Genomic DNA, 14,301 nt, shown 5'->3' with positions numbered 1-14,301 from the left:
TCAATGACGGTTTTAAACAAACAGAAAGTTGGTCTGTTTGGGGGAACATTTGATCCGGTGCATGACGGTCACGTTGCTGTGGCTCGTCATGTGCTGGCTTATTGCGATATTCAATACATTCTATTTATACCTGCTCCACACCCTCCCCATAAAAAAATAACCTCAGCTTCTTTCACCCAGCGGGTTGACATGCTCAATCTCGCCTTGCAAGGGGAGCAACAAATGAGGGTCTCGCTCATTGAAAATGAGTATCCTGGCCTTTCCTATACCGTACGCACCATCAAAGAATTAAAGCAGCGCCGGCACGATGTAGAATATTATCTTATTATTGGCGCCGATTCATTGGTTGATTTGCCGCAATGGTACAAAGCCAAAGAATTGATTGCACTCGTTCATCTGATTGTCGCAGGCAGAGATAAAGTCGCTATGCCCGCAGTAGAAAAGACCATCACCTCCTTTCATATTCCATATATCAGTTGTGCAACCGGCAATAAATGGGTGCTTAAAAACGGTAATACCATCCAGTACCTCAGTGATCTTGAGTGGCCGGTATCATCTTCCGAACTTCGTCGGCAATTGGCTCAGGGAAAACGGCCCACCATGATTTCACCTGCCGTTTATCGTTATATTGTTGAAAATAAACTCTATTTGCATACAGGTTCATCGTGAAATATATTGCTGATCTGCATATCCACTCTTTGTTTTCAAGGGCAACCAGTAAAGCCAGCAATCTACCGGGATTAGCAGCCTGGGCAGCAGTCAAAGGAATTCAAGTGCTTGGCACAGGTGACTTCACCCATCCCCAATGGTTTGCCCAGATTACAGAGCAATTGGAAGAAGCGGAACCAGGTTTTTTTAAATTACGTCGGAACCACCAATCAGGAGGTGATTATCTGCCGGGAGATTTGCGTCCGCAAATACCGTTAAGCGACATTCGTTTTGTCCTGACTGCTGAAATTAGCTCAATCTATAAAAAGAATGACCGGGTTCGTAAAAATCATAATCTTTTGTTTGCGCCTGATTTAGAGAGCGTACGTCGCCTCAATCGTACCCTTGGTGATATCGGTAATCTGCACTCCGATGGGAGGCCCATATTGGGGCTTGATGCTAAAAATTTATTGGAGATTGTTCTTGAACAAGCACCCCAGGGATTTTTAGTGCCTGCCCACGTGTGGACCCCTTGGTTTTCCCTTTTTGGGTCTAAGTCGGGATTTGACAGAATAGAAGAATGTTTTGAGGAGCTTACTCCTCATATTTTTGCCCTCGAAACGGGTCTTTCCTCTGACCCGGAAATGAACAGAAGAATTTCAGCCCTTGATCGATATACCCTTATTTCTAATTCTGACTGTCATTCCCCGGCCAAGCTAGGCAGAGAAGCCAATATTTTTTCTACTGGTTTTGATTATTTTTCCATGCGTGAAGCGCTCAAGTCTCCAATGGATGAAAAGGGGCACAGGGTTTTTGAGGCAACTGTTGAATTTTACCCTGAAGAGGGAAAATATCACTGCGACGGACATCGAAAATGCAGCGTTTGTTTTGAACCTGGAGAAACCAAGGCAAATCAAGGCCGTTGTCCTGTGTGCAACAGACCGCTTACTGTGGGGGTGTTGAGCCGGGTCTTGGACCTTGCGGATCGTGATAGGCCACTATACAATGAGCATGACCCATTGGTTCACAGTTCTATTCCCCTGCCGGAGGTGCTGAGCGAACTGCTTGGAGTTGGTCCTGCCACTAAAAAAGTTGCTGCTGCCTATGCCAAGTTAATTAATCTCTTTCAATCTGAGTTCTCTCTTTTACTTGACGTCCCCATTGATGATATCGAGCGTAAATCCACTCCACTTATAGGAGAAGCTATTCGTCGTATTAGAGAAAATAAAGTGATCAGAACTCCAGGGTATGATGGAGAGTTCGGCATCATAAAGGTCTTTGCTGAAGGTGAGCGTGACAAATTTGTTGGTCAACTGAGCATGTTTGCACCACTTGTTCGCGCGAAAAAGAAAAGCAAAAAGGTGAAAGCCGCCAAGCCTCAATCTCCAGCAACGACTAACGCTGAAAAAAAAACGGGGCAAAAGCTCAACACTGAGCAGCAGGCAGTGGTTGATGATGCTGCACCTATTGTGGTTGTCAAGGCAGGACCTGGAACAGGCAAAACCCATGCATTAGTGCAACGGGTTGTAAGGATAATTAAAGAACAAGACCAACCATGCACGATTATTTCCTTTACTAATAAAGCCGCAGATGAGGTGCGCGAACGAATTGAACATACCATTGGTCTCTGTCCTGCTTCATTGCAGGTACATACTTTTCATGGGTACTGTCTCTATTGGCTTCGCAAGTATAACCCATCATTGCAACCTGTTGGTCCGGTCAAACGATACCAGATATTACAGACACTCTATCCTGATTTTGAGCCGCGCAAACTCAAACAGCTCGGCCAAGAGATTCTGTCTTCATCTGCTTATCCAGCTCAAAGGGAAAATTATCTAGCATATCTGCATGCCAATGATTGTGTAGATATTGATATGATCATTCCCTTTGCTTTGGAAATACTTAGGGAAAAGGGGGAGGCAGGTAAGGACATGCGAACCCATACCGGCCATTTATTTGTCGATGAATTCCAGGATATTAACCAGGGGCAGTATGATCTGGTCTGTTCTTTGGCTCAAACCTCTCCAGTGTTTATCATCGGAGACCCGGACCAAGCGATCTATGGTTTTCGTGGGGCTGATTCTTCATGGTTTCAACGATTCATTGATGTACACCAGGCCAGTTGCCATCAGCTTGTCCGAAATTACCGCAACAGCAGCACTATTATGGAGGCCGCTGAGCAGGTTATTGGTAAAAACACGGATAGAGCGTTTATTGTACCTATGCAGACCGCTTATAAGAGTACCGGTCGTTTGCATCTTCAACTTTGCACGACCCCTATTCATGAAGCCCGCTGGATAATTGACCAGATAGAAGTCTTGGTAGGAGGCACTTCCCATCGAGAAATAGAGCAAATTGAGATACTGGAGGACGCATCTTTTTCTCTGCGCGATATAGGTATCCTGTTTCGAACATCCAAGCAGATGCAGGTTGTCGGTAAAGCCATGGCAAAGCATGGGATCCCTTTTCAAACCGTCGATCTTAAGGCATTTTATACTCGATCTGAAATGAGGCCGCTTTATTGGGCTATTTTGCTTTTGGCAGGTTTGGCAGACAAGGAACAGCAGCTTTTTTTGTTTGGTCAAGAAAAAGGTGTAGGCGTCAATATGCTCAATACCGTTCGGCACCACCTGTATGATGAAAAGAACAGGGAATCGAGCTTACTTGAGCTTAATCCCTCTTTAGTGGCTCAAGAAAAAATACGTTCAAGGCTGCGTACGTTCCAGTTATTTTTTAGCCGATTGGAACAGCTTGTACGTTCAACCGAGTCTTTGGTAGATGTTATTGGCCGACTTGCATCGTATTATACGTTGGATAAAGAGGGGAGTGATATCGAAAGATTGCAAAAAATGTCGATCAATTATCCGCAGTCTATTCGCGATTACGCTCAGTATCTGTTGCGCTACAGTGATTCCATTATTTATGATGATAAGGCTGAATGTGTTACCCTTTCTACCATGCACGCTGCAAAAGGACTGGAGTATAAGGTCGTTTTTATTGCCGGCGCTGAACAGGGACTTATTCCTTTGCAGCCAAGAGAACAATTGGCAGATGCTGCGCTGATGAATCATGTTGAAGAAGAACGACGATTATTTTACGTGGCCATGACCCGGGCGATCGATATCCTGTATTTTACGCATGTTCGATCAAGAATGTTCTACGGGCAAAAGATGCAAGCAGTTGAACCGTCGCAGTTTATCAGTGAAATACCCACCTCGTCTTTTTCAAAGATAAAAAGCAGTAGGCCGGCCAGCAAAAACAAATCTAGCCGCAACCGACAACTTTCTCTTTTTACATAAAATGAAAGATCAGGCAGAACAGCTTGCGCACCTTGAAGCCGAAGTAACTCAGCTCAAGGAACAAAATGCGCTTCTAGTAAAAAGGGCCAAGCAGGCAGACAGTGCCAGTAAGGCGAAATCAGATTTTCTCGCCATGATCAGTCACGAGATCAGAACTCCTATGAATGGGGTCATTGGCCTGAGTAAACTCCTTTTGGGAACAGAGCTTGAACCTCGGCAGCGGCATTTTGCCGAACTCATACAAGGCTCTGCAGATAGTTTATTATCCCTGATCAACAGCCTGCTTGATTTTAGTAAGATTGAAGCAGATAAAATGATTCTGGATATTGATAAATTTGATATCCATGTTTTGGCGAAGGAATTGGTTGCCCTGTATGCTGTTACCGGAAAACAAAAAGGACTTTCCCTTCAACTTTCACTAGATGAAAATCTGGCCGGCAGTTATCGGGGAGACGCATATCGTCTTCGCCAGATATTGGTTAATCTGCTTGGTAACAGTATTAAATTTACCGATAAAGGAAGTGTATTTCTTAGCATAAAAAAAGAAGGGGTTAACGCAGGTAAAGATATTTTATATTTCACTGTTCGGGATACAGGGATTGGTATTGCTCCAGAGACGGCTGCCTTCCTTTTTCAACCCTTTACCCAGGCGGATGCATCTTCAACCCGCAGATTTGGCGGGACAGGGTTGGGGCTTTCTATCTGTGCAAAATTGGTTAGACTAATGGGAGGGGAAATCGGGGTGAGACCAGCACCTCAAGGCGGCAGCGTTTTTTGGTTTAAAATTACCCTGCAACCAGCCACCGATGCTGTTAAGGACTCTCAGGTCGTAAAGGCACCCTCTACCCAGCTTTTTCCCTCTCCTCACAAACAGCTTCCTCTTCCAAATTTCACGCAGGGAAAAGAAGTCAATCCTATTAAGATCCTTATAGTTGACGACGATAATACAAACAAAATAGTGATGGAAGAGATCTTTCGTTTATCCAAAGCTTCTCTTTTTTTTGCGAGCAACGGTGAGGTTGCGGTTACTATGTGCAAAGAGAGTCGTTTCCATGTTGTTTTTATGGATTGCCAAATGCCGGTAATGGATGGGTTTGAAGCGACTGAAATTATCCTTGGTCAAGGGCAGGGGAAAGAAGGAAAGGACCTACCGGCTATCATAGCCCTGACTGCTGACGCGACTTCGAAGACCAAAGATAAATGTTATGCTGTAGGGATGGTGGATTACCTGGTAAAACCTATCGATTTTCATAAATTGTATATGGTGCTCAGGACATGGCTGCCGGAACTTACTGTACCTGCACTCACAATGGATAGGCAGGAACAAAAAAACAAACAGCAACAGACTAAGCAGCAACGGGCAATTATCAATCAAGCTTCTTTTGACCGGTTAAAGCACCATGTCGGCAATATGGATCACGTTGCACGGGTTTTTGTCAAATCCATGGAGGCTCGGCTTGTCGAGCTGGAAGAGACGATACAACAAAACGATGCAAAAGGATCACAAAAAATTGCCCATACTTTAAAAGGAAGTAGTAGCCAGATCGGTGCAGATGAGCTGACACGGCTATGTTTGCTGGTCGAAAAGGCAGGTAGAAATGGACAAATACTGCAAATACAACGTTTACTGCCTAAAATCCGAAAGGCAATTAAAGATGTCGCTTGTTTTTTCAAGGAACAACTTGATTAATCGCCTCTATATTTCGTAGAATGCAGTAATTGGAAAAAATATCATTACCAATACTGTCAGTTCTATCAGAGCTTCTTATTTTTTAGGTACATACCAATGAGGCTGTACCACGAAATTCCCTGACAGGAAAAGAAAATCAATTTTCCCGCAGATATACTCTGTTTCCTTGAAGTGTGCGCAGTCTAGGCATCAATATATAATACACTATGAGTCCATCTTTTTTCCGAGAGAGCCGACCACGAATATTGATTGTTGATGATGATGAAGTCATCAGGATTCTTCTTCGCCAATTTCTGGAAAGCGAACAGTATGTTGTTGATGAAGCTGTTGATGGGTATGGCGCCCTAGATTGTCTGGGCAAGAAAACCTATGACATGGTTATTCTTGATATTGCGATGCCGGGAATTGATGGGCCAACGGTCTGTGAAAATATTACAACCTCTTTTGTCAATGCTCCGCCGGTATTGATGATCACCGCAATTGATGATGAGGAAACGATTGACCGCTCTTTTAGTGCTGGTGCAGTCGATTTTATCCGAAAACCAATTCGTTGGCCGGTGTTGAAAAATCGTATTCGTTATATCCTAGGATCGCATCGTTCTAAAATAGAACAGGAACTACTGTCCACGAATTATGAAATGATTCTTGATGCAGCAGCCAACGGGATTTGCGGAGTAAATGGAGAAGGGAAGGTCAGTTATATTAACCCGGCCGGCTTGAAAATGCTTGAGTATGAAGAGCGTGAAGTCACTGGGCGTGACTATATGTCTATTTTCAGGCTCTCTACTCCGGGGAGTGATGACTTCAGCGTCGATTGTTGCCCTTTTTTTCAAGGTGCTGAAAATGCCGATCCGGTACACTTTGACGAAGCACGGTTAATCCGCAGTGACGAAACCTCTTTCCCTGTGGAGTTTTCCGCAACTCCTATCATCCAGCGGGGAAAATTGAGTGGTGGGGTTTTGGTGTTTCAAGATATCACCGAACGTCAGGAGGCAGCCGAACTCATTCGCTACATGGCAAATCATGATACCTTGACCCAGTTGCCTAATCGTAATTACTTTCGGCGACGCTTACCCCAGGCTATTTCGCTGGCACGAAGGTATGATAGGCTCTTATGTTTGCTTTTTATTGATCTTGACCGATTTAAGCCTATCAACGATACGTATGGACATGGCATTGGCGATTTGGTTTTAGTGCAGGTTGCGGAAAGATTACGATCCACCTTACGTTCCTCTGATTCGGTCTGCCGACTTGGGGGGGATGAATTTGTCATCCTTTTGGAAAGCACGGAAACAGCAGAGGGGGCAAGTCATGTTGCACAGATGGCCATTGAGTTGCTCAATGAACCCATTGAAGTCGATAATCACATTTGCTACATCGGAGCAAGTATCGGCATATCAGTGTTTCCTGACGATTGCCAAAATGCTGAAGCTATGTTGCGCCATGCAGATATCGCGATGTATCAGGCAAAAAAGAACGGGCGCAACTGCTGGTGCTTCTATGACGAGAAAGGACCGGTAAAAAAAGGGAAAATACGATCTCAAATTTCCTGATTCAAATAGAGCCGGAACCTATTTGAATCAGGAAATGGCAATCAACGCATTATTTTTTTTGGGCGATTGTCCGAATGATATCGGTCTGTCCTATGACCCCCACCAATTCTCCTTTTTCCAGCACAGGCAAGGTGTGAACCTTTTTTTCCGCCATTAATGTGGCCAATTCATCAAGCGGTGTTTCAGGAGTAACGCTGACAATCTCGTAGGAGCAGATATCACTGACCTGGGAGCCGGCAATTTTTTTCATCTCTGCTTCCATTTTGTTAGGTCGTTCCAAAAAGAGAAAGGAATCAAGAATAGCCACGGCAGTCGGAATATGAACTTTTTTATTTTGAAAAATTAAATCACTTTCAGTGACCACACCAACGACTTGATTTGTATCATCAACAACCGGCACCCCGTTAATTTTATGGGTAATGAGGGTTACTGCAAGCTCTCTAACAGAGTCCGATTCATTGACAACGATGACTTCATGACTCATGATATCTTTTGCTTTTAACATCTTTTCTCCTTTGGAGGATCAGTTTCGATTAGTGTACCGAAGATTTTTTTGGTAGGTGTAAAATATGCCCAATAGCTTTTGGAAGCGCCAAGGCAACCTGGGAAGCGGAAAAACCGTAGGGTTGTTTTTTTGCCAGCAAGTCGCCACTTACTCCGTGAATATAGACTGCAATACAGGCTGCTTCCCATGGGTTGTATCCCTGTGCCAACAGGCTGCCTATTATGCCTGAAAGAACATCCCCCATCCCGCCTGTCCCCATGCCCGGGTTTCCAGAAGTATTGATGCACCATTGACCTTGGTTGGAGGCGATCACGGTCCCAGCCCCTTTAAGTACGGTAATTATAGGAAAATCGTGCTCCATGTCTTCCATGGTTTCAGCCCATTGTGCGGCATGCAGCCGGTCAAGCTGTATTGCGGGTATCGTAGTGTTGATTAATCGAGCCATTTCACCTGGGTGAGGGGTGAAAATCCTTGGCCCGGCAGGATGAGCAAGACACTCCGGATGATCAGCCAGGATAGTAATAGCATCAGCATCCAGCACCTGCGGCAGACTACATTCTTTGTACAGGCGGAGAACAAGCTCGACAGTTTCAGGCTCCATTCCCATTCCCGGTCCTATGACAAGGGCGTTTTTTCCTTTGCAGAGCTCGGTGATCTGTTGATAATCTTTAATTGAAATTGCCGTATTTGAGCCGGGCAGAGGAACAGTCATTGCCTCAATAAGGGAAGTCTCAAAGACTTGGTTCAGATCCTGTGGTACGCACAAGGTAACCAGGCCACAGCCGCTATGCAGGCTCCCTCTGGCACTTAATATAGCTGCGCCTGTTTTTCCAGTTGATCCTGCCAGGACGAGGAGGTGCCCGTTACTTCCTTTATGCCCTGTTGTGGATTTCTCTCGTATTTGGGGCAATGTTGTTTCATCAAGAGCAAAGCCGGTGACACCAACCGGATCAAGCAAGAAAGGAGGGATACCGATGTCAACCGTTTTGAGTTGTCCAACACCTTCTCCTCCATGGTGCACATGTCCGGGTTTGGGCAACCCATAGGTGACAGTCAAGTCAGCACGGACGGCACCGCCTAAGATTTGTCCTGTATCGCTGTGCATGCCGGATGGGATATCTGCTGAGACAACAAAGAACTGGTAATTTTGACGCAGCGTATTGATAAGAGTAAGCGCATCGAAAAAGTGACCTCGAACGTCTCTGCAGAGTCCTGTTCCGAAAACAGCATCAACAATCGAGTGGATTGGTTTTTCGTTGTGGAGGGCTAGGATAGTTTTTTGAGCAGCATGGACAGTGTCTGCGGTATCGACGACCGTGTAGTGAATGCCCCAATGTTTGATAATTGAAAAATTATGTCCGGCATCTCCTGTCAGTTCATCTGGGTCAACAAGGAAAAAGATATGTGGTACAGCACCTCGGTTAAAGACTGTGCGTGCAATGACAAGCCCATCACCCCCATTATTGCCCGGACCGACAAAGATAACGACATGCTTTCCAGTTACTTTTTCAACGGCTTTTTCCAGGTATTCAACGGTGCCTCGACCGGCTATCTCCATCAGCACCATTCCTGGTACCTGCAGTTCTTCTATTGTCCTTCTGTCAAGTTCTCGCATTTGTTGGGTGGTGGCAAGTTTCATGGCTAATGCAAATGATATGAGTTTCGGGATAGTTACTGAGATGTATAACAATCAATATAAGTGATTATAGTTGACTGTTTTTTAATTCAGCATTTTCTATATCAGATTCGTTTTTTTTGTGTTGAGCCATCTCTTCCATATGCTGAGCGTATACCTCCGGAGAGTATTTTTTTAGACAATCCAAACAGATGCCGTCTACAAACTGTGACTTGCAATATTGATTCGCGCCTTCTTGGAGAATATTCCAAAATTCCTCAGTATCATACGTCTTATGGCAGGAAGCACAAACAGGGATTACCTCGGCAATTTTATTTAGTTTAAGCAGGCTCCTGCGATTATGGGCAATAGCCAAGGCACCGACGCCGAGGATGAGCACACTTTCAAAAATTGCTTCCTGCCAATTCACAGGTGTTGGTTGTGCGCCAAATAAAAGAAAGGGGATATCAAACAGTTCATCTGCCCAGATTCCTGACATCAACAATAAAATAGTGAGACATTCAAAAAAAAAGACCTTACGGGTAACGGTATAAACATTCTTTGTTTTCAATTTATGGCCCCCTGCATATTCCTTTTAACCGCGTATGAGATCTCCAGAGCAGTTTTCTTCTACTCCTGTACCCTTATTATACGGTATCATTGCATGATACCTCTATCAAGGGGATTTCACACTAAAAGTAAGCCTGAATATACAGTATTTTGTACTGGTACCCTTAAATATTATGGCGAGGTTTGGTGTAAGGTGGCACGGATATCGTTGTTATTTTGTGGCTGCCATCGCAATCCACCTTTGAATCCATAACCACGAAAGAGATAGATTTTCTGCACGTTCTGGATACCGAACCAAGGGGATTTTCTGGTGAGAATTATTTCTTCCACAGGTTCCGAATGTTCAAATAAGGTCGCTACCCTATCTTCCATTCCTGGATAGGTGAATATTCCCACAGCGTCTTGGCCGATAACCATACTGTCATGAAACCAGAAATCATAAACATTGGGTCTTGCCCATTTATTGATGGACAATGTTTTTGGTTGACCAGGCGTATAAAAAGCCAGCTCACTGGCATATTGATAACGCAACCCAAAAATAAAGGTAGCCTCTGGAGTGGGCATTTGTTGTACTGCAGCCTCGACTTTTTTCCCAAGTATGTCCCAGCCGACCGTTTCCCTGGCTGTTCTGTCCAGATCTATAGGGAGTGGGAGAAGGGGATAAACGACCTGAATCATCACAGGCAAAGAGATGAGCGCAGCTGCACCAAGAGTTGCTTTCCAGATTGCATTCATTTTTATACCCCTGCTTTTCCAGGGAGCATATGCAGCGGCAATGAGAATTATGCCGGTGGTATAAACAGGTGCCGGCCAGTTGCCATAGATGCGTACATGGAATGAGAGCAGAAGAAAAATAACAAAGCCAGGTAAAGACATCCACAGCAAGTACGAAACCTTAGGCCCTGGAAATTTTACGCGTGAAGCAGGGAATATCCAGAAATGCAGGAGTAGGAGAAAACAAACCGGAGTCACCAACAATAACTGGGATCCTAAAAAGTCTCCTAAATAAGAAAGCGTTACCAATTCTCGGTTGTCAACGCCCCCTTGAAAGAGAACATGGCGAAATGTTGCCCATTCGTTTTGGCTGTTCCAGACAAGCACCGGCGAAAAGATGCAAAGGCTGAAAACGAGTCCAATCCAGGGCCAGATGGAACGAAGACAGGTTCTGTATTCCCGGGTAAAAAGAATACAGACCAAGAGAGATGCCGGAAACAGGACCATAGTGTATTTGGATAAAAGTCCAAGGCCGAACCATAGACCTGTAAACAGCCACTGTGCGGCGCTTCGATCAGTAATCGATCTGTAGCCATGGTAGCATGCCGCAGCCCAGCACGGCAGTAAGAGTCCGTCTGGGGTGGCAATCAAGGCAGAACCGTTAATAAGCAATATAAGCTGGAGGAGAATTCCAGTGTGCAGGGCGCACCGCCAGGAAAAAAGGCGTGCTGCAAGGAGACAGGTATACCAAGAAAAAATGGCGCATCCTATGACCGTCGGTAAGCGTACTGCAAATTCGGTTTGTCCGAAAATTTCGGTAGCAAGCCGGATTGTCCAGGCAATCATCGGGGGATGATCATGATATCCGAGGGCAAGGTATCTGGTCCATTGCCAGTAGTTGGCTTCATCTGGGACCAGTAGAAATTGAGAACTTATAAAAAGGCGAATGGCTAGCGCTGCCAATATGACGATTCCGGTCGCCACCTGATAATTACGGCCTGTGGTTTTCATAAACAAGTACTTAAATTTGAATTGATTGCGCAATATCTTAAAAGATTCAGCTTTTCACATGGCAAGAGATTCGTTGCCTGGAGTCTTCAAGAGGGCTATATAGATTGAAAAAAGGACAATGAATTGGTTGCGGCTACCTTGATATATTTTAACGTATTTTAATAATACCTAAATCCTGCAATTGCCAAGTTTGCCGAAGGTGCGAGGCTGCGTACACGCAGACGTACCGTAGTACTTCAAGTGTGCGCAAACAAAGCAGATTCGGTAAAATCGGCAATCCCGAAGGGTGGCAAGCATGAGAAAAATGCTCTTAAATGTAACTCACATAAAAAGTGAACTGATTTCTTGTTGATAAAACCGACAACAGTCTGAAAAAACATAATTAAAAGCATTTTTGTCATGTTTGACATGCAAGATTTAGGTAATAATAAGTTTAATGGACTCATAAAAAGTCCATCACACACTCAAGATGGCTAAGGACAAAAACTGCGCCTTATAGATCAGACTTTTTACGACGCCAACAATTTTTATTTATCTCATTTCTATGCTTATAGACAAGCTTAACGAACTTTTTGCAGTGCTTTTAGTGTTGATTGCATCGACCTTGCTCATTTGGTTGACCGATGCAGACAGATGGCTGGCTGCACTGGTTTTTGATAAAGATACAGGATGGATAGGTGTAAATGCATTTTTTTGGGAGTTTATTTACACGTGGGCACCATTGCCGGCCTGGTTGACGGGTGGGATTGCCTTATTCGTCCTGCTACTTGGAAGCAAAGTGGTTACATTAAGACGCCTTCGAAAACAAGCCATATTTATACTCTTGTTTTTGCTGCTGGGCCCCGGATTAATAGCCAATGTTCTCCTGAAAGACAACCTCGGCAGGCCGAGACCGAGAGAAGTGGTGGAGTTTAACGGGCAACATCAGTTCCATCTTTTTTGGGAGCCTGGGCAAGCCGGAGCAAACAGCTCTTTTCCATCAGGCCACGCCAGCATCGCCTTTGCTCTCATAGGCCCTTGGTTTGTGTTTCGTAAGTTCGGGCGGGAGGACGCCCGTTTTCTCTTATTAATCGGGATTGGGTGGGGCACCTTGGTCGGCATTACCCGGATACTCCAGGGAGGACATTTTCTTAGTGATACGCTCTGGGCCGGGGGGATAGTGTATATCGTCGGTCAACTCCTTGCTATATGGATAAAACCAGAGTTGCCGGCACCGGACAAGCTATCCTTGGAAAGGAAGAGCCATTAAGCAATCTCCACTCTGGTCATGCTGTAGTGTATTTTGAATAATTGGATTGGTTGTTCAAGGTTGAGGCATGCTTGAAAAAACCAGCACAGTCATATGTTTACTATTGGAGTCTAACGCTGAGCTCCGAGGAAGCTTTTTTCGAACATAACGAGGTAAGCGAGGACTCCGAAAGGTTGCGCGAAAAGGCAACTGTGCCGGCTGGGCTCTGCTTCAGCCTTGTTGGAGCTGTTCTTTAACAAGGCTAAATACCTGATCCACTGAAATAGCCTGCAAGCATTTGTTATCTTGGCATGGTGTTTTCCTGTGGTTGGATGCACTCACACAGGGAGAACAGGCTAGCCCGGCATAGATTGGCGTGGAATTTCCCAACGATCCATATAATGCAGGGGTTTCAGGTCCAAAAAGGACAAAGGTCGGTAAGGCCGTAATCGAGGAAAAGTGACCTGGTCCGGAATCATTGGTCACCATTAGGGTGGCAACATTGTACAAGGCTGGTAGCTGCTGTAAGGGGGTGGCTCCTGCAAAATTAACACACTGTTCCTTGCCTGTTCGGGCACACATTTCATCTGCTTCTTTCGCCTCTGATGGAGCACCTGTAATCAGAACTATGATACTCTCATCTGTCTTGAGGATTCGCTGGATTAACTCTACGTATCGTTCCGGCATCCAACGTCTTTGCGGCAATAATTCACTGGCATTGGGATTGATAAGAACAATTTTGTGTACTTTACTATCGTAAGCACTGTAACGTTTTTTAATGAGTGCTCGGATAGACGCTATCTCTGCCTCTGATGAGGTGAGCACAGGAAGCTCAATCTCTTTATCATCTATGTATGTTTTTGAAAAAGGGAGCTCTTTAGATGGAGCAAGTAACGCATTGACGAGAGCGATAAAATTTTTGGCAATGTGTACATGAGGATTGTAGGCAACTTTATGGGTTAGCAGATCGCCACGGTACAGGCCTTCATTATGAAAACTATGAAAACCAACCCTGAAAGCAGCACCGCAAAGGCCGGTTAACAGCGCTGTAAAGCGCGAGAAAAGTTCAAGATCCACAACCGTATCGATTCTTTTTGAGCGGGCCCATAATAGAAAGCCAAGCGTATCTAAAGCAAGAACCGCTATATTGTGTTCACGGATAGTATATATATTAGTATTCGGGATGGTTTGCAACAGGTCAAGGCTGGGTTTGTTTTTACGGAATATAACAAAAAAAACTTCCGCTCCGAGTTGCGTTTTCGTTTTTTCCAGAGCAGGATTAACAAGAATGGTTGACCCCATTTCCGAGAGTTCTATAAACAGAACACGTTGTGGCTTTTTCCCCTGCGTTTTTTTGAAGCGAGAGAAAAGTTTAACCGGCAAAGTGAGGAAGAAGGTCAGCGGTATTCCGGCCCACTTGTCAACCGCTCGCATTGTGTCAATATTCATGATATTTCCTAAATTGGGG

At 44.8% G+C, this 14,301-nt stretch carries 10 protein-coding genes; 5 read left to right on the top strand and 5 right to left on the bottom strand.

Going from position 1 to position 14,301, the window contains the following annotated elements:
• The first annotated feature begins 3 nt into the window (after positions 1–3).
• The 4 genes from nadD (at position 4) to JWH17_RS13495 (ending at position 7,190) form a co-directional block, all read left to right on the top strand.
• On the top strand, positions 4–669 hold the full coding sequence (gene nadD, locus JWH17_RS13510) for a nicotinate (nicotinamide) nucleotide adenylyltransferase (protein ID WP_205223154.1): 666 nt from the start codon (positions 4–6) through the stop codon (positions 667–669).
• Positions 666–3,947, top strand: coding sequence for a UvrD-helicase domain-containing protein (locus tag JWH17_RS24375; protein WP_205223153.1), 3,282 nt, complete (start codon positions 666–668; stop codon positions 3,945–3,947). The genes nadD and JWH17_RS24375 overlap by 4 nt, the downstream gene beginning before the upstream one ends.
• A gap of 1 nt (position 3,948) precedes the next feature.
• Entirely contained in the window at positions 3,949–5,637 is a 1,689-nt protein-coding gene (locus JWH17_RS13500) for an ATP-binding protein (protein ID WP_205223152.1), read from the top strand.
• Between the two features lie 206 nt (positions 5,638–5,843).
• A complete protein-coding gene (locus JWH17_RS13495) occupies positions 5,844–7,190 on the top strand; it encodes a diguanylate cyclase domain-containing protein (protein WP_205223151.1) in 1,347 nt (448 codons plus the stop codon).
• 49 nt (positions 7,191–7,239) lie between these two features.
• On the opposite strand, the gene JWH17_RS13490 is transcribed toward JWH17_RS13495, so the two are convergent.
• From JWH17_RS13490 to JWH17_RS13475, 4 genes are all read right to left on the bottom strand, one after another.
• Positions 7,240–7,695 carry a CBS domain-containing protein gene (locus JWH17_RS13490; RefSeq protein ID WP_205223150.1) on the bottom strand — a complete coding sequence of 152 codons (456 nt, stop codon included), beginning with the start codon at positions 7,693–7,695 and terminating at the stop codon, positions 7,240–7,242.
• A 28-nt stretch (positions 7,696–7,723) separates the two neighbouring features.
• Positions 7,724–9,334: an NAD(P)H-hydrate dehydratase gene (locus JWH17_RS13485; protein WP_205223149.1), complete on the bottom strand. Its 1,611-nt coding sequence runs from the start codon at positions 9,332–9,334 to the stop codon at positions 7,724–7,726.
• A gap of 64 nt (positions 9,335–9,398) precedes the next feature.
• Positions 9,399–9,881, bottom strand: coding sequence for a hypothetical protein (locus tag JWH17_RS13480; RefSeq protein ID WP_205223148.1), 483 nt, complete (start codon positions 9,879–9,881; stop codon positions 9,399–9,401).
• Between the two features lie 170 nt (positions 9,882–10,051).
• On the bottom strand, positions 10,052–11,605 hold the full coding sequence (locus JWH17_RS13475) for a glycosyltransferase family 39 protein (RefSeq protein ID WP_205223147.1): 1,554 nt from the start codon (positions 11,603–11,605) through the stop codon (positions 10,052–10,054).
• 544 nt (positions 11,606–12,149) lie between these two features.
• On the opposite strand from JWH17_RS13475, the gene JWH17_RS13470 reads away from it, so the two are divergent.
• A complete protein-coding gene (locus tag JWH17_RS13470) occupies positions 12,150–12,854 on the top strand; it encodes a phosphatase PAP2 family protein (RefSeq protein WP_205223146.1) in 705 nt (234 codons plus the stop codon).
• Between the two features lie 210 nt (positions 12,855–13,064).
• Here JWH17_RS13470 and JWH17_RS13465 read toward each other — a convergent pair whose 3' ends face one another.
• The gene (locus JWH17_RS13465; RefSeq protein WP_205223145.1) at positions 13,065–14,282 is read right to left on the bottom strand and encodes a glycosyltransferase family 9 protein; all 1,218 of its coding nucleotides are present in this window, start codon (positions 14,280–14,282) and stop codon (positions 13,065–13,067) included.
• Between the last annotated feature and the right edge of the window lie 19 nt (positions 14,283–14,301).

It is taken from the genome of Desulfogranum marinum (assembly GCF_016918565.1).
Lineage (GTDB): Bacteria > Desulfobacterota > Desulfobulbia > Desulfobulbales > Desulfobulbaceae > Desulfogranum > Desulfogranum marinum.
The sequence above is the reverse complement of the archived record's forward strand: the minus strand, read 5'-3'. Positions and strand labels throughout refer to the sequence as shown.